Consider the following 16,511-nt stretch of genomic DNA (forward strand, 5'->3'; position numbering starts at 1 on the left):
CGGGGTGCGGGCCTTCGATGTCTGCGGCGAGCCGCTCAGCCGCTGCGCGAACCCGCCTCGGCGGGGACCTTCGGCTCGGCCGGAGCCGCCGGGGCCGGTGCGTCCTGGGCCGGTACCGCGGGCGCGGGCTGGGCCGGCGGTGCCGGCAGGACCCGTTCGAGCGTCTTCAGCGCCTTCCGGCCGAGCTTCTGGAACGGCAGCTCCACCAGCCGGTACATCAGGTAGGCGGCCACCAGCGACACGGTCAGGAACTCGGCCGTCCAGAGCACCTTGGCCCCCGTCGTGGTGGGCCTCGGCGGGACGCCGACCATCGGGCCGATCGTGTGCAGCAGGTGGACGTGCAGCAGGTACAGCGAGAAGCTCACCGCGCCGAGCCAGGTCATCGCCTTCGGGAAGCGCCGCTTGCGCAGCGCCATCGCGCCGAGGAAGGTCGCCCAGGCCCCGGTGTAGGACGTGGACCACGCGATCCAGCCCGAGTTCCAGGTGTTGTTCTCCATGCCGTTGCGGTTGTACATCCAGCCGATGGCCACGCCGGAGACCACCACGAAGCCGCAGACCAACCAGCCCTGTATCCGGTCGATCTGCCCGTGCTCGACCCGGTAGAGCACCGTGCCGGCGAACATCGTGGCGAAGATCAGCAGGGTCTCGAAGACGGGCGCCCGGCTGTTGGTGAACAGCAGCACGGCGGCCAGGGTGCCCACCAGCAGGCCGCCGAGCCGGGTGAGCGCCGGGTTGCCGCTGAGCATGCAGACGAAGCCCATCAGCACGATCAGCGCGGCTGCCAGCACCAGGTGCCGGGTGGAGTCGATGTCGTGGCCGAAGACGTCGGCGGTGAGCGTGCCGCCGAACACCAGGCCCACCGCGGCGAAACCCACCGCGAACACGCTGCTGCGCTTGTGCCAGCCCAGCGTGAACAGGCCGGTGACCAGGAAGTAGAAGACCATCTCGTAGGTCAGGGTCCAGGTCACGCCCATGCCGTTGAACACGTTCAACATGTCCTGGAGCATGGTGGCGTTGGCCGTCAGCGAGATCAGGTTGTGGCCGGTCCGGAACAGCGCGACCGAGCCGTCGCCCTTGGGCAGGATCATGATGGCCACCGCGTAGGTGGCTATCAGCGCCGGGTAGATCCGGAAGATGCGCCCCACCCAGAACGCGCGCACGTCACCCCGGCGCTCCAGCGAGGCCGGGATGATGTAGCCGCTGACCAGGAAGAACACCATCACCCCGTACACGCCGAGGTCGAAGTGCCTCCAGACCGCCCCGCCGAACGGCAGCATTTCGAGGATGCCGAAGTGGTGCAGCGCCACCACCAGTGCGGCCAGACCGCGCAGCGCGTCGAGCCAGCCGAGCCTGGACCCCGCGGCTGGGGCGCGCTCGGCACCGCGCTTGCCGGGCAACCACAGTCGTATTTGCTTCACCGCAGGGACAGTAGTGCATCGCCCACCCCCCTTTCGGCCTGGGAGCCCGCAACCTGACCGGACGACAGCTAGTCCCGGGTCATGTCGACGAAGCGCGAGTAGTGGCCCTGGAAGGCCACCGTGATGGTGGCGGTCGGACCGTTACGGTGCTTGGCGACGATCAGGTCGGCCTCGCCCGCGCGCGGGGACTCCTTCTCGTACGCGTCCTCGCGGTGCAGCAGGATGACCATGTCGGCGTCCTGCTCGATCGAGCCGGACTCACGCAGGTCCGAGACCATCGGCCGCTTGTCGGTGCGCTGCTCGGGACCACGGTTCAGCTGCGAGAGCGCGATGACCGGGACTTCCAGTTCCTTGGCCAGCAGCTTGAGGTTACGGGACATGTCCGAGACCTCCTGCTGGCGGTTCTCGGCCCGGCGGGAGCCGCCGGACTGCATCAGCTGGAGGTAGTCGATCACGATCAGCTTGATGTCGTTGCGCTGCTTGAGCCGGCGGCACTTGGCGCGGATCTCCATCATCGACAGGTTCGGCGAGTCGTCGATGAACAGCGGCGCCTCGCTGACGTCGGGCATCCGGCGGGCGACCCGGGTCCAGTCGTCGTCCGTCATGTTCCCGGAGCGCATGTGGTGCAGCGCGACCCGGGCCTCGGCGGAGAGCAGACGCATGGCGATCTCGTTGCGGCCCATTTCGAGCGAGAAGATCACGCTCGGCAGCTTGTGGTGGATCGAGCAGGCGCGGGCGAAGTCCAGCGCGAGGGTGGACTTACCCATGGCGGGGCGGGCCGCGATGACGATCATCTGACCGGGGTGCAGGCCATTGGTGAGCTGGTCGAAGTCGGCGAAGCCGGTGGGCACGCCGGACATCTGGCCCTGCCGGGAGCCGATCGCCTCGATCTCGTCGAGGGCGCCCTCCATGATGTCGGCCAGCGGCGCGTAGTCCTCGTTGGTGCGCTGCTCGGTGACGGCGTAGATCTCCGCCTGGGCGGCGTTGACGATCTCGTCCACGTCGCCCTCGGCCGCGTAGCCCATGCCGGCGATCCGGGTACCGGCCTCGACCAGGCGGCGCAGCACGGCCCGCTCGTGGACGATCTGGGCGTAGTACTCGGCGTTGGCCGCGGTCGGGACGGAGTTGACCAGGGTGTGCAGGTAGGAGGCGCCGCCGACGCGCTGCAGCTCGCCGCGCTTGGTCAGCTCGCCGGCCACGGTGATCGGGTCGGCCGGCTCGCCGCGGGCGTAGAGGTCGAGGATCGCGCCGTGGACCATCTCGTGCGCGGGCCGGTAGTAGTCGGCCGGCTTGAGCACCTCGACGACGTCGGCGATGGCGTCCTTGGACAGCAGCATGCCGCCCAGGACGGACTGCTCGGCGGCGAGGTCCTGCGGGGGGACGCGCTCGAAGCCGTCGACGCCGCCCTGGCCCTCGTCCTCGCGGCGGTCGCGGTCGTCCCGGCGGTCACCCTTCTTGAAGCCACCGCCCTTGCGGAAACCCTCGCCCCGACCGCCACCCTGGCCGCCGCCCTGACCACCGCGGTTGCGGGAGACCGGGAGCCGGTCGCCGGGCCCGTCCGGGAAGGGGGCGTCATCGAAGGCGCCGACCGGGAAGGGGTCATCGGCGGTCTGCCAGTCCTCCTCCGGCGGCGGGGCGTCGTGGTCGTCGTACTGGGGGCCGGTCACGCGTGTTCCCCGATCAGCGAGTGGTGCGAGTTGGAGCGGGCCTTGCCGGTGGCTGGGTGGAGCGGAGCCGCTCCTCTTTGTACGCCACGGCACCGACAAATCGGACGCCGGGGCGGGTGGGAGTGTCGGGCGGAGAGCCCACGCTAAGGCGCCGGGAGCCCTTGCGCCAAGGCAGTTATCCACAGGGGGTGTGGACGAGTGGCCCTGGGCTGTGGAGAACTGCCGCAAAGCTGTGGACACCCCTGTGGAAGCCCCTGTGGATAACCAGACGATCGATCCACCGTCAACCGCCTGACCTGCGAATACCTCTTCCCGGGCCTGTGCATGAGAAATTCTTCACACACCTCCGAACGGCTGTGGGCACACAGCGGACGGAGCTCGTCGCTCAAGGTTTCGAGTAATGATCGAAAGCGGCTAGCGATCATTACCTGTGGATGAGTACCCTGGAGCCCATGACCGCCTCCCCCGCCGAGCCCTCCATACGCCGGCACGACCGCGAGATCCTCGCCCTGGCGATCCCGGCCTTCGGCGCGCTGGTCGCCGAGCCGCTGTTCCTGATGGCCGACTCGGCGATCGTCGGCCACCTCGGCACCCCCCAGCTCGCCGGGGTCGGCGTCGCCTCCGCCGCGCTCACCACCGCGACCGGCGTGTTCGTCTTCCTCGCCTACGCCACCACCGCCGCGGTGGCCCGCCGGATCGGGGCCGGGGACCGCCGGGGCGCCGTCCAGCAGGGCGTCGACGGCCTCTGGCTCGCCCTCGGGCTGGCCGTCCCGGTGGTCCTGTTCACCCTGCTGTCGGCCCCCTGGGTGGCCGACCTCCTGGGCGCCTCGCCGACCGCCGCGCCGTACGCGGTGACGTACCTGCGGATCAGCTCCCTGGGCATCCCGGCGATGCTGCTGGTGATGGCCGCCACCGGTGTGCTGCGCGGACTCCAGGACACCCGCACACCGCTGCTGGTGGCGGTCGCGGGCTTCACCGCCAACCTCGGCCTGAACGCCGGCCTGGTGTACGGCGCCGGGCTCGGGGTGGCCGGCTCGGCCTGGGGCACCGTGCTGGCGCAGACCGGGATGGCCGCCGTCTACCTGACCGTGGTGGTCCGCGGCGCCCGCCGCGAGCGGGCCTCGCTGCGGCCCGACGCGACGGGCATCCGGGCCAGTGCCAGGGCGGGCGGTCCGCTGCTGGTCCGGACCGTCAGTCTGCGCGGGGTGCTGATGATCGCCACCGCGGTGGCCGCCCGGCTCGGCGACGACCAGGTGGCCGCGCACCAGATCACCATGACGCTGTTCAGCTTCCTGGCCTTCGCGCTGGACGCCATCGCGATCGCCGGGCAGGCCATCATCGGCCGCTACCTGGGCGCCTCGGACGTCTCGGGCGCCAAGGCCGCCACCCGGCGGATGGTCCAGTGGGGCCTCGGTTCCGGGGTGGTGCTCGGCCTGCTGGTGGTGCTCGCCCGCCCGCTGTACGTCCCGCTGTTCACGCCCGATCCGTCGGTGCAGGCACAGCTGAACACCGCCCTGCTGCTGCTCGCGCTCAGCCAGCCGGTGGCCGGCCTGGTCTTCGTGCTGGACGGCGTGCTGATGGGTGCCGGCGACGGCCCGTACCTGGCCTGGGCGGCGCTCGCGACCCTGGCGGTCTTCACCCCGGCGGCGGCCGCGGTTCCGGCCACCGGCACCGGGCTGGCCGGGCTCTGGTGGGCGATGAACCTGTTCATGCTGGTCCGCGCGGTCTTCCTGGCGGCCCGCGCCCGCGGCGGACACTGGCTGGTCACCGGCGCCGTCCGGGGTTAGGCCGTGTCTCCTCGAAAACGACCGAGGGCCGGACTCCCCGGGGGGAGTCCGGCCCTCAGGCCACTGCTACGGAACTCAGGCAGCCACGACGGCGACGTCGAGGTTGGCCACGACGTCCGAGTGCAGCTTGACCGAGACCTTGTGGGTGCCCACGGTCTTGATCGGCGAGGCGATCGCGACGGCGCGCTTGTCCACAGCCGGGCCGCCGGCGGCCTTGATGGCCTCGACGACGTCGGACTGGGTCACCGAACCGAACAGACGGCCGGCGTCGCCCGAGCGAACGGCCAGCTTGACCTGGACGCCCTCGAGCTTGCCCTTGACCTCGTTGGCGGCCTCAAGGGTCTGGATCTCGTGGATCTTGCGGGCGCGACGGATGGCGTCGACGTCCTTCTGGCCACCCTTGGTCCAGCGGATGGCGTAGCCACGCGGGACCAGGTAGTTGCGGGCGTAGCCGTCCTTGACCTCGACGACCTCGCCGGCGGAGCCGAGACCCGGCACCTCGTGCGTGAGGATGATCTTCATTACTCGGTCACCCTCTCTTAGCGCGCGGTGCTGGTGTAGGGCAGCAGCGCCATCTCACGGCTGTTCTTCACGGCCGTGGCGACGTCACGCTGGTGCTGGGTGCAGTTGCCGGTGACCCGGCGGGCACGGATCTTGCCGCGGTCGGAGATGTACTTCCGCAGCAGGTTCGTGTCCTTGTAGTCAACGTAGTTGACCTTGTCCTTGCAGAAGACGCAAACCTTCTTCTTCGGCTTGCGAGCAGGCGGCTTCGCCATGGTGTGCTCCATTTGGGGTTCACGGCCCGGCGGGCGTCCGGGGACGCCGGCTGCCGGGCCGCACGAAATCTGTCAGCTCTTAGAACGGGGGCTCTTCCGAGAAGCCGCCACCGGACGGGGCACCCCAGCCGCCGCCCTGGTTGCCGCCGGACGGGGCGCTGGACGCCCACGGGTCGTCGGAGGGGCCGGACTGGCCGCCGCCGGAGTTTCCACCCCAGCCGCCGCCGCCCTGCTGGCCGCCACCGCCGCCCCAACCGCCCTGGCCGCCACCCTGCTGGCCGCCGAAGCCGCCACCGGGGCCACCGGGGCCACCGGACCGGTTGGCCCGGGTGACCTTCGCGGTCGCCGAGCGCAGGCTCGGGCCCACCTCGTCGACCTCGACCTCGAAGACCGTCCGCTTCTCGCCTTCCTTGGTCTCGTAAGACCGCTGGCGCAGTCGGCCCTGCACGATGACGCGCATGCCGCGCTGCAGCGACTCGGCCACGTTCTCCGCCGGCTGACGCCAGACGTTGCACGTGAGGAAGAGGCTCTCGCCGTCCTTCCACTCGTTCGTCTGACGGTCGAAGGTGCGGGGGGTGGACGCGATGCGGAACTTCGCGACCGCCGCACCCGACGGGGTGAAACGCAGCTCGGGGTCGTCGACGAGATTGCCGACGAGGGTGATGACGGTCTCGCCTGCCATGGTGGTGATGACCTCTCGGGAAGATGTCCGTTCGCCGCTGTTTCACGTGAAACAGCGGACGCGAGCTACCCGAGACCCGAAGGCCTCAGAGGTGGCTCAGTGGGTGTCCGGGCGCAGGACCTTGGTCCGCAGAACCGACTCGCTCAGGCCCATCTGGCGGTCGAGCTCCTTGACGACCTCAGGCGTGGCCTTCAGGTCGATGACCGAGTAGATGCCCTCGGACTGCTTGTTGATCTCGTAAGCCAGACGGCGACGACCCCAGGTGTCGACCTTCTCCACCTTGCCGCCGCCGTTGCGGACGACAGTGAGGAAGTTCTCGATCAGGGGGGAGACAGCGCGCTCCTCGACCGAGGGGTCGAGGATGACCATCACCTCGTAGTGACGCATGAGTAACCCACCTCCTTTGGACTCAGCGGCCACGGTCTCTCCGTGGCAGGAGGGTTGTGCGTAGCGTCGGCACCGGAGCAGTGACGACTCCGGCCCACCGTAGCGGCCGGGTCCGACAGTCGGCCCCCGCTCACCCGAAAGAGGATGTCGCCCGGAAGAGGGCAGAAGGGGGCACAACTACACCAGTGCAGACGGCACAGCCTACCTGCACCCGGACGGCCGAACAAAACGCACAGGGGTTGTGAGAGCGACTGGGCCGCCGCAATCTGGACGGAACGGGATTCCTGCCCGTTCGTCTCCACGCCAGGAGGTGGGACTCATGGCCCAGTCCGTCCCCCGCATGCCCGCGCTCACGCTGAACACCGACGGCCACCCGCACCCCCGCGAGAACACCCTGGTGGCACTGACCGCCGTGCTGGGCGTGATCGCCTTCACCACCTCGTTCTTCCACAACCTGCACGTGCTGACCTCGTGGACCGGCCTGGCCGGGATCGTCACGGGGCTCTGGGGCATGTTCGTCTCGGTCACCACCGCCGAGCGCTTCGTCCTGATGATCACGCTCGGCGCCTCCGCGATCGGCTTCTACCTCGGCATCGCCCGCGGCGGTCTGGTGGGCTGAGCCGACGGGCCCCGCGGAACCCCCGGCGCCCCCGTCGCGTATCTGCAAGAAGACAGGTACGCGACGGGGGCGCTGTCATGCCCGCAGCGGCGGGCCCCCGGGCCCCGGACGATAGGGTCACCCCGAGAACCGGGGGCCACCGCAGCCCGACCGACGAGGAGCACCGAGCAATGAGTCTGCGCCTGAGGACGATCACCCGCGAGGAGCACCTCGCCTTCATCAGGAGCCGCGCCTCGGCCAGCCACATGCAGGTGCCGTCCTGGGGCGACGTGAAGGCCGAGTGGCGCTCCGAGTCGATCGGCTGGTTCGACGAGCACAACCAGCTGGTCGGCGCCGGCCTGGTGCTCTACCGCCAGCTGCCCAAGGTCAAGCGCTACCTCGCCTACCTGCCCGAGGGCCCGGTCATCGACTGGTTCGACCGCGACCTCGACCGCTGGCTCTCCCCGATGCTGGCGCACCTGAAGTCGCAGGGCGCGTTCTCGGTGAAGATGGGCCCGCCGATCGTCATCCGCCGCTGGAACGCCCCCACCATCAAGGAGGCCATCGCCGGCAAGCAGGCCAAGCGCCTGCGCGACGTCGAGGCCGACTGGTACGAGGCGCGCGCCTTCGAGGTGGCCGACCGGCTGCGCAAGGCCGGCTGGCTGCAGGGCGAGGACGGCGGCGCCGGCTTCGGCGACGTCCAGCCGCGCTACGTCTTCCAGGTGCCGCTGGCCAACCGCTCGCTGGACGACATCCACAAGAACTTCAACCAGCTCTGGCGCCGCAACATCAAGAAGGCCGAGAAGAGCGGCGTCGAGGTGTACCAGGGCGGCTACGACGAGCTGCCGATCTTCCACCAGCTCTACCTGGTGACCGCCGAGCGCGACAAGTTCACCCCGCGCCCGCTGTCCTACTTCCAGCGGATGTGGAAGGCTCTCACCGCCGAGGACCAGAACCGGATGCGGCTCTACATCGCCTACCACGAGGGCGAGCCGCTGGCCGCGACCACGATGCTGGTGGTCGGCGAGCACGTCTGGTACTCCTACGGCGCCTCGGCCAACCACAAGCGCGAGGTCAAGCCGTCCAACGCGATCCAGTGGCGGATGATGCGCGACGCCTACGCCCTCGGCGGCGGCGTGTACGACCTGCGCGGAATCAGTGACACCCTGGACGAGAACGACCACCTGTTCGGCCTGATCCAGTTCAAGGTCGGCACCGGCGGCCAGGCGGCCGAGTACCTCGGCGAGTGGGACTTCCCGCTGAACAAGCTGCTGCACAAGGCCCTCGACCTCTACATGTCCCGCCGCTGAGGAGGCTGCCCCGATGACGCTGTCGCTCTACCTCGACACCGAACGCTGGCGCACCCACCAGCGGTCCGTGCTGGCCGAGTTCCCCGGCCTGGTGCCGGTCGCCAAGGGGAACGGCTACGGCCTGGGCAACCACCGGCTGGCCGAGGAGGCGACGCTGCTCGGCACCGGGGTGCTGGCCGTCGGCACCGCCTACGAGGCGGCCGATGCCGCCGAGTGGTACGGCGGCGAGCTGCTGGTGCTCACCCCGTACCGGGTCGGCGAGGAGGTGCTCCCGCTGCCGCACGCCCGGGTGATCCGGACGGTGGCCAGCGTGGACGCGCTGCGCGCGCTGCACGGCACCCGGGTGGTCCTGGAGTGCATGACCACCATGCGCCGGCACGGCGTGAGCGCGGCCGACCTGCGGACGGTGGCCGGCGAGCTGGACGGGGTCTCCTTCGAGGGCCTGGCGCTGCACCTGCCGATGGACCGGCCGGACGGCTCCAGCCCTATCGAGGAGGTCGCGTACTGGGTGGACACCGCCAAGGCGGCCGGCATCCCGGTGCACACCGTCTTCGTCAGCCACCTCGGCGCGGCCGGCATGGACGAGCTGACCCAGCGCTACCCGGGCACCGTCTTCCGGGCCCGGATCGGCACCCGGCTCTGGCTGGGCGACCACGCCGCGCTGGAGGTCCGGGCCACGGTGCTGGACGTCACCCCGCTGAAGAAGGGCGACCGCTACGGTTACCGCCAGCACCCGGCGCCCTCCGACGGCCACATCCTGGTGGTCGCCGGCGGCACCGCGCACGGCATCGGCCTGGAGGCGCCCAAGTACGTGGCGAGCATGGGTGCGCGCGCCAAGGGCATCGCCCGGGCCGGTCTGGCGACCGTCAACAAGACCAAGTCGCCGTTCCACTGGGCCGGCAAGCAGCTCTGGTTCGCCGAGCCGCCGCACATGCAGGTCTCGCTGCTGTTCCTGGACGGGGAGACCACGCCCCCCGCTATCGGCGAGGAGCTGGGCCTCCAGGTCCGGCACACCACCACGCACTTCGACCGCGTGGTGGACCGCTGAGCACCCCCTCTTTGGGCGCTCGGCTCGCAGCGTTACGGTCCGCTCGCAGCGTTACGGCTTTTCGGCCGGCTCCGGCAGTACGGGCTCCTTGAGCCACTGTTCGGGGCCGGCCGGCGCGTAGGCGGCGTAGCTCTCCTCCTCGTGCAGCCGCCGGGCGGTGCCCAGCACGAACACGTCCGGGGCGCGGTCGAGCACCCCGCCGGAGGGGTCGTCGCTGCCGTCCCAGCGGACCGGGTCGCGGTCCGCGTGCAGGACGTCGCGGACCACCAGCACGACCAGGTAGAGCGTGCCGAGCAGGTGCAGCACGATCGCGAAGTGGTACCAGGGCTCGCCGATCCCGTGCTGCTTGGGCCCGGTCACGAAGCCCAGGTGGGACCAGATCCCCAGGGTGTACAGCACCTCGCAGGCCTGCCAGATCAGGATGTCCCGCCAGCGCGGCCGGGCCAGCGCCGCGAGCGGCAGCAGCCAGAGCGCGTACTGCGGCGAGTACACCTTGTTGACCAGCACGAACAGCGCGACCACCAGGAAGGCCAGCTGCACGAAGCGCGGCCGGCGGGGCGCCGAGAGGCCCAGCCACGCTATGGCCACGCAGCCCAGCACCATCAGCACCCCGATGTAGAGGTCGAGGTCGGCCAGCCCGACGCCGCGGTTCTGCATCAGGATCAGCCAGAACGAGCCGTAGTCCTCGCCGCGGTGCTTGCTGAAGACGTAGAAGGTCGACCAGCCCTGCCAGTTGGCCAGCATGATCGGCAGGTTGACCACCAGCCAGGCGCCCACCGCGCCGCCCAGCATCACCCGGAACTCACGCCACTTCCCGGCCCGCCAGCAGAGCACCAGCAGCGGGCCGATCAGCAGCAGCGGGTAGAGCTTGGCGGCGGTCGCCAGGCCGATGAACACCCCGGCCCAGCCCGGCCGGGAGCGCGCCCACGAGGCCATCGCCACGGCGGCCAGGGCGACCGCGAGCAGGTCCCAGTTGACCGTGCCGTTCAGCAGCAGGACGGGTGAGAGCCCGAACAGCAGGGCGTCCCAGGGGCGGCGGCGGTGGATGCGCGAGAGCGCCGCCACGGCGACCACCGCGCAGGCCATCAGCATCCCGGCGTTGATCGCCCAGAACCACTGCTCCTGGTCCTGCTGGGTGCCGCCGCCGGGCGTCAGCCAGGCCGCGACCTGCATGAACAGGCCGGTCAGCACCGGGTACTCGAGGTACTGGAGGTCCCCCGAGCTGCCCGGGATGCGGTCCACGTACGGGTGCAGCCCGGCCGCGAAGCCGCGCCCGGAGAACAGGTGCGGGATGTCGCTGTAGCAGGCGTGGATGTACTGCGGCGACCCCGGCTGGAACCAGGCCTGCTGGTAGCAGGGCAGGTTGTGCACCATGCCGAGCGCCGAGACCACGATCACCACCAGCGCCAGGAAGCGCGCCGGGATCCACCAGGAGACGCCGAGCAGCGCCCGGCGGCCGGGCGGGCCGCCGAACACCTCGCTGCCGGCCGCCGCCACCCGGTCCTCGTCGGCCGGGACGACCACGGTGTTGGCCGGCGGCGCGGCCGTGGCGACGGCTGCCGGGGTGGGCCCTGCGGCGGCGCCGGGCCCGTGCGGGCCCGCGGTTTCGTCACGATCGCTCGACGTCATGCCGGACATCCTGCCGCACCGGATGCGCCAGGACGAGGAGGACCCCGCGGTGGCCCCGGCGGTACGGGTGGTACGCAGGGGGCGCGGGCGGCGAAAGGTGACGAAACGGCGGTGGCGGCCCTCCGAGGAGGACCGCCACCGCCGTTTCACCGACCGACCACGCCCTACGGGGTGGCCGTACTGCTCGGAGTCGGCTTGCCACCGCCGGTCGGCTTGCCGGTGCCGCCGCCCGGGCCACCGCCGGTCGGCGTCGGCGTCGTGCAGCTCAACAGGAAACAGGTGTCCGTCGGCGTCGGCTTCGGCAGGTGGGTCGGCGGCGGGGTCGGCTGGCAGTCCACACCCGGCACACAGCCCCCGCCCTGGGTGGGCTGCGGCGGCTGCGGCGGCTGCGGCTGCGCCTGGGTCGGCTGCGCCGGGGCCGACGGGGTCTCGGTCGCGGTCTGGGTCGGGGTCTGGGTCGGGGTGGCTGTGGCCGTGGACGGCGCACCGGAGGAGTCCACCTCGGTGCCGACCGGCTGCGGGTTCGGGAAGTCCATCTTCTTCTCGTTGGCCAGCGCGGCCTTCATGTACCGGGTGAAGATGTCCGTCGGGATGTCACCACCGTGGATGGACTCCTTGCCGCCGGTGCCGTTCAGCGAGAGCCGGTCGTGCTTGTTCGGGTCCTCGCGCCACATCGCGACGCTGGTCACCAGCTGCGGGGTGTAGCCGACCCACCAGGCCGACTTGTTCTGGTCGGTGGTACCGGTCTTGCCGGCCACCGGGCGGCCCAGCGTGTTGGTCTTGGTACCGGTACCGTTCTTCGCCACGTTCACCAGCACGTCGGTGACGTTGTCGGCGACGGCCGGCTCCAGGGCGGCCTTGGTGTCCTTCTTGCCGAAGCCCGGGCGCTCCTTGCCGTCCACCTCGACCTTGGTGGCCGAGTAGGGCTCGGCCTCCTTGCCGCTGGCCGCGAGGGTGCCGTAGGCGGTGGCCATCCGGATCGGGCTGATGGTGGAGGTGCCGAGCGGGAAGGTCGGGGTCTTCGGGTCGGCCAGGCTCTCCTTCTTGATGCCCATCTGCACCGCGATGTCGGCCACGTTCTGGCCGCCGACGTCCTGGTTCAGCTGGACGAAGGGCACGTTGTACGAGAACTGCATGGCCTGGCGCAGCGAGACGTAGCCGCGCTTGCCGGCGTCCTCGTTCTTCTGCCGGTAGGGCTTGCCGTCGTCGCCGATCACCAGCGAGCCGTCCGGCTTGCGGATCTCGGACAGGTCGTCGGAGAGGTAGCGGCTGTCCGCGTTGATCCGCTTCGGCTTGCCGTCGTCGCCCTTCGCGGTCTGCACGCCGACCTGCATCGCGGTCGCCAGCACGAAGGGCTTGAAGGTCGAACCGACCTGGACGCCCGTCGCGTTGGCGTTGTTGTCGAAGTGGCCGTTCTCCACGCCGTCACCGCCGTAGAGCGCGACCATCGCACCGTCGCCGGGGCGGATGCTGGCCGCGCCGAACTGGATGAAGGTGTCGTTGTCGGGGCGCTTCTGCGGGTTGAGGTTCTCCGCCTTGACGTCGTCGACCGCCTTCTTCAGGGCGTCGACCTTGTCCTTCTCGAAGGTGGTGTAGATCTTCAGGCCGCCCTTGTCGATCATCTGCTGGGTGATCGTCTTGTCGGTGGCCATCACGTACTGGTTGACGGTGTCGACCAGGTAGCTGACCTCACCGTTCATGTTGGAGCTGGGCTTCTGCTGGATCGGCTCGGGGAACGTGGTGCACTTGGCCCGCTCCTCCGGGGTGGTGTTGTGGGTGATCACCATCCGGTCCAGGATCCACTTCCAGCGCTCCACGGCGCGGTCGTGGTTGGCCGGCTTGGAGGGGTCGTAGTAGTTCGCGCCCTTCAGCAGTCCGGCCAGCATGGCGCTCTGGCAGAGGTTCAGGTCCTTGGCGTTGACGCCGTAGTACGCCTGGGCGGCGGCCTGCGCGCCGTTGGCGTTGCGGCCGAACCAGCTGGTGTTGAGGTAGCCCTTGAGGATTTCGTCCTTGCTCGTCTGCTGATTGATCTTCAGCGTGATGAAGAACTCCTTCAGCTTGCGGCTGAGGGTCTGCTCCTGGCTGAGATAGGCGTTCTTGACGTACTGCTGGGTGATCGTCGAGGCGCCCTGGGTCTCCCCGCCCTTCGCCATGTTGTAGACGGCGCGCAGCATGCCCTTGGGGTCGATGCCGCTGTCGGTGCGGAAGGTCTCGTTCTCCGCCGAGATGACGGCGTTCTGCAGGTTGGGGCTGATGTCGCTGAGCTCGACGATCTGGCGGTTGGTGTCGCCCTTGCGGGTCATCTCACTGCCGTCGGCCCAGTAGTAGATCGTGTTCTGTTCCTTCACCAGGTCCTTGAGCTGCGGGACCGTCGTGGTCTGGTAGAGGTAGAACACGATGCCCACGCCGGTGGCAAAGAAGAGCAGGAAGGCGCTCAGCCACTGCTTCCAGGACGGCAGCCAGCGCCGGACGCCGGTCTTGCCCCACCGGGGGTAGTCGATGAAGCGCTTCTTGCCGGGGTCGGCGGCCGCGGCGGCCGAAGCGGCGGCGGCACCCCGCTTGCCACCCCCCTTGCCCTTCTTCTGCGCGGCCTTGCGCATCTCGGCACGGCCCATCCGGGGCTGCTGAGCGGTCTCCCGGACGCCGGGTGGGCGTCGACGGCCGATCCCTTCGGAGCTCAGCTCATCGGGACCGGGTCCACCCCGACGGCCACCGCCTCCCGGGGGCTGCTGCCCGTCACCGCCCGGGTTGGGCGTCCTTCGCCGTCGCTCGCTCATGTTCCAGCCACTCCTCGCCAGGCCTGTCCAGCCTGAAGGCAGGGTTCACGTCCGATGCCCGGACCGCCCTAACCCCGGAGGTTGGTCCTCGTGCACACGCGACAGCGTACGCAGCACGAAATGGCAACTAATCGGGCATCAGCCGTCAATTACCGCAAAACGGCGACAGATCATTACACGCCCGTTGCCAACCCTGCCCGCGCGTCGGCTTGTGATCACATTCACGCGTGCCCCCCTTGCCCGTTCCGAGGGCCGGGTTTACTGTTCTCGATATATCGAGCCGATACATCGAAGCGGTATACCGCCGGATGCAGCGGCCGGGACGAAGGTCGAGAGGGAGGAGGACGACAGCAGTGGGCAGGCGCTCAGGAGTGCTGGAGTTCGCCGTTCTCGGCCTGCTCCATGACGCCCCGATGCACGGCTACGAACTGCGCAAGCGGCTCAACATCCTGCTCGGAGCGCTGCGGGCGCTCTCCTACGGAACGCTCTACCCGTGCCTGAAGAGCCTGGTCGCCCAGGGTTTCCTGGTCGAGGACAACCCGGACGTCGAGTACGTCCCGGCCACCGCGCTCAACGGCAAGCGGTCGAAGATCGTCTACCGGCTCTCCCCCGAGGGCAAGCAGCGCTTCGAGGAGCTGCTCGCCGACTCCGGCCCCGACGCGTGGGAGGACGAGCGGTTCGGCGTCCACTTCGCGTTCTTCGGCCAGACCGACCGGGCGGTCCGGATGCGCGTCCTGGAAGGTCGCCGGAGCCGGCTGGAGGAGCGTCTGGAGCGGATGCGCAGCTCGCTGGCCCGGGCCCGCGAACGGTTCGACGACTACACCGTCGAGCTCCAGCGGCACGGACTGGAGTCGGTGGAACGCGAGGTCCGGTGGCTCAACGAGCTGATCGAGACCGAGCGGGCCAACCGCACCGGCCGGACCGGGCCCGCCACCGGCGGCACCGCCACCGGGCCCCACCAGACTTCGGACGGCCGTGGCCAGGAGACCGGGTCCCCGGACCCGTCCGGGCCACCGTACGACCGCCCGGGGCGCTCCGCCCAGGAGCGCTGACACCGCGTCAGCCCTGTGCCACGCGGCAGGAGAGGGCGCCTCGCGCCCGGACAAGCAGTCATCGAAGAAGCAGGACGAGTACCGCCGACTTCGGCGGCACTCATGAGATCACAGGGAGCAACCGGAAATGGGTTCGGTTCGCGTAGCCATCGTCGGCGTGGGCAACTGCGCCGCCTCGCTGGTGCAGGGTGTCGAGTACTACAAGGACGCCGACCCGGCCGGCAAGGTCCCCGGGCTGATGCACGTCCAGTTCGGTGACTACCACGTCCGTGACGTGGAGTTCGTCGCCGCGTTCGACGTCGACGCCAAGAAGGTCGGCTTCGACCTGGCCGATGCCATCGGCAACAGCGAGAACAACACCATCAAGATCTGCGACGTGCCGCCGACCGGCGTGACCGTCCAGCGCGGCCACACCCTCGACGGCCTGGGCAAGTACTACCTGGAGACCATCGAGGAGTCGGACGAGGCCCCGGTCGACGTCGTCCAGGTCCTCAAGGACAAGCAGGTCGACGTCCTGGTCTGCTACCTGCCCGTCGGTTCCGAGAACGCGGCCAAGTTCTACGCCCAGTGCGCCATCGACGCCAAGGTCGCCTTCGTGAACGCCCTGCCGGTGTTCATCGCGGGCACCAAGGAGTGGGCGGACAAGTTCACCGAGGCCGGCGTGCCGATCGTCGGTGACGACATCAAGTCCCAGGTCGGCGCCACCATCACGCACCGCGTGATGGCCAAGCTGTTCGAGGACCGCGGTGTCATCCTCGAGCGCACCATGCAGCTGAACGTCGGCGGCAACATGGACTTCAAGAACATGCTCGAGCGCGAGCGCCTGGAGTCCAAGAAGATCTCCAAGACCCAGGCCGTCACCTCGCAGATCCGCGACCGCGAGCTGGGCGCCAAGAACGTCCACATCGGTCCCTCGGACTACGTGGCCTGGCTGGACGACCGCAAGTGGGCGTACGTCCGCCTGGAGGGTCGCGCGTTCGGTGACGTCCCGCTGAACCTGGAGTACAAGCTCGAGGTCTGGGACTCCCCGAACTCCGCCGGTGTCATCATCGACGCCGTTCGCGCCGCGAAGATCGCCAAGGACCGCGGCATCGGTGGCCCGATCCTGTCGGCCTCCTCGTACTTCATGAAGTCCCCGCCGGTCCAGTACTTCGACGACGAGGCCAAGGAGAACGTCGAGAAGTTCATCCGCGGCGAGGTCGAGCGCTGAGCGCTGAGCTCTGAGCTCTGAGCTCTGAGCTCCTGAGGGTTCGGCTCGAAGTCTGAGCCGCCCCCCTCATAGCTCCTCGGAAGGGCCCACGATCCGGTGATCGTGGGCCCTTCACCATTTCGCGGCCAATGTTTCACGTGAAACGGTGCCCGGTTCCATGGCACCCTGGG

The 16,511-nt window shown here is 69.6% G+C and carries 14 protein-coding genes; 6 read left to right on the forward strand and 8 right to left on the reverse strand.

Annotation, left to right across the window (positions count from 1 at the left end; genetic code table 11):
* Window positions 1–35: 35 nt before the first annotated feature.
* Entirely contained in the window at window positions 36–1,418 is a 1,383-nt protein-coding gene (locus ACFQ87_RS03265) for an acyltransferase family protein (RefSeq protein ID WP_380608852.1), read from the reverse strand.
* 68 nt (window positions 1,419–1,486) lie between these two features.
* Entirely contained in the window at window positions 1,487–3,085 is a 1,599-nt protein-coding gene (gene dnaB, locus ACFQ87_RS03270; RefSeq protein WP_380608853.1) for a replicative DNA helicase, read from the reverse strand.
* 452 nt (window positions 3,086–3,537) lie between these two features.
* Between dnaB and ACFQ87_RS03275 the strand changes: the two genes are divergently transcribed.
* Window positions 3,538–4,872, forward strand: coding sequence for an MATE family efflux transporter (locus tag ACFQ87_RS03275; RefSeq protein ID WP_380608854.1), 1,335 nt, complete (start codon window positions 3,538–3,540; stop codon window positions 4,870–4,872).
* Window positions 4,873–4,947: 75 nt separating this feature from the next.
* Here ACFQ87_RS03275 and rplI read toward each other — a convergent pair whose 3' ends face one another.
* The 4 genes from rplI to rpsF all read right to left on the reverse strand — a co-directional run bounded on the left by rplI (window position 4,948) and on the right by rpsF (window position 6,717).
* A complete protein-coding gene (gene rplI / locus ACFQ87_RS03280) occupies window positions 4,948–5,394 on the reverse strand; it encodes a 50S ribosomal protein L9 (RefSeq protein WP_270145722.1) in 447 nt (148 codons plus the stop codon).
* A 17-nt stretch (window positions 5,395–5,411) separates the two neighbouring features.
* Window positions 5,412–5,648, reverse strand: a complete 237-nt coding sequence (gene rpsR / locus ACFQ87_RS03285) for a 30S ribosomal protein S18 (protein WP_030059640.1) — start codon at window positions 5,646–5,648, stop codon at window positions 5,412–5,414.
* A 79-nt stretch (window positions 5,649–5,727) separates the two neighbouring features.
* Window positions 5,728–6,330 (reverse strand): single-stranded DNA-binding protein, encoded by a 603-nt coding sequence (locus ACFQ87_RS03290; RefSeq protein WP_380608855.1) that lies wholly within the window; start codon window positions 6,328–6,330, stop codon window positions 5,728–5,730.
* Window positions 6,331–6,426: 96 nt separating this feature from the next.
* Window positions 6,427–6,717 (reverse strand): 30S ribosomal protein S6, encoded by a 291-nt coding sequence (gene rpsF, locus ACFQ87_RS03295; RefSeq protein ID WP_030233085.1) that lies wholly within the window; start codon window positions 6,715–6,717, stop codon window positions 6,427–6,429.
* Window positions 6,718–7,036: 319 nt separating this feature from the next.
* Here rpsF and ACFQ87_RS03300 point away from each other — a divergent pair, with 319 nt between their 5' ends.
* The 3 genes from ACFQ87_RS03300 to ACFQ87_RS03310 all read left to right on the forward strand — a co-directional run bounded on the left by ACFQ87_RS03300 (window position 7,037) and on the right by ACFQ87_RS03310 (window position 9,673).
* A complete protein-coding gene (locus ACFQ87_RS03300; protein WP_380608856.1) occupies window positions 7,037–7,336 on the forward strand; it encodes a hypothetical protein in 300 nt (99 codons plus the stop codon).
* A gap of 170 nt (window positions 7,337–7,506) precedes the next feature.
* Window positions 7,507–8,625 carry a lipid II:glycine glycyltransferase FemX gene (locus ACFQ87_RS03305; RefSeq protein WP_380608857.1) on the forward strand — a complete coding sequence of 373 codons (1,119 nt, stop codon included), beginning with the start codon at window positions 7,507–7,509 and terminating at the stop codon, window positions 8,623–8,625.
* Window positions 8,626–8,638: 13 nt separating this feature from the next.
* The gene (locus ACFQ87_RS03310; RefSeq protein WP_380608858.1) at window positions 8,639–9,673 is read left to right on the forward strand and encodes an alanine racemase; all 1,035 of its coding nucleotides are present in this window, start codon (window positions 8,639–8,641) and stop codon (window positions 9,671–9,673) included.
* A 51-nt stretch (window positions 9,674–9,724) separates the two neighbouring features.
* Here ACFQ87_RS03310 and ACFQ87_RS03315 read toward each other — a convergent pair whose 3' ends face one another.
* Together ACFQ87_RS03315 and ACFQ87_RS03320 are read right to left on the reverse strand one after the other, a co-directional pair.
* Window positions 9,725–11,302, reverse strand: a complete 1,578-nt coding sequence (locus ACFQ87_RS03315; RefSeq protein WP_380608859.1) for a glycosyltransferase family 87 protein — start codon at window positions 11,300–11,302, stop codon at window positions 9,725–9,727.
* A 164-nt stretch (window positions 11,303–11,466) separates the two neighbouring features.
* On the reverse strand, window positions 11,467–13,917 hold the full coding sequence (locus ACFQ87_RS03320; protein ID WP_380608860.1) for a transglycosylase domain-containing protein: 2,451 nt from the start codon (window positions 13,915–13,917) through the stop codon (window positions 11,467–11,469).
* A gap of 515 nt (window positions 13,918–14,432) precedes the next feature.
* Between ACFQ87_RS03320 and ACFQ87_RS03325 the strand changes: the two genes are divergently transcribed.
* Both ACFQ87_RS03325 and ACFQ87_RS03330 read left to right on the forward strand, forming a co-directional pair.
* Complete coding sequence (locus tag ACFQ87_RS03325) at window positions 14,433–15,131, forward strand: helix-turn-helix transcriptional regulator (protein WP_380608861.1); 699 nt, start codon at window positions 14,433–14,435, stop codon at window positions 15,129–15,131.
* A 127-nt stretch (window positions 15,132–15,258) separates the two neighbouring features.
* Window positions 15,259–16,341: an inositol-3-phosphate synthase gene (locus ACFQ87_RS03330; RefSeq protein ID WP_380608862.1), complete on the forward strand. Its 1,083-nt coding sequence runs from the start codon at window positions 15,259–15,261 to the stop codon at window positions 16,339–16,341.
* The last annotated feature ends 170 nt before the right edge of the window (window positions 16,342–16,511 follow it).

Origin of the sequence: Kitasatospora sp. NPDC056531, from assembly GCF_042794375.1 — a bacterium.
Lineage (GTDB): Bacteria > Actinomycetota > Actinomycetes > Streptomycetales > Streptomycetaceae > Kitasatospora.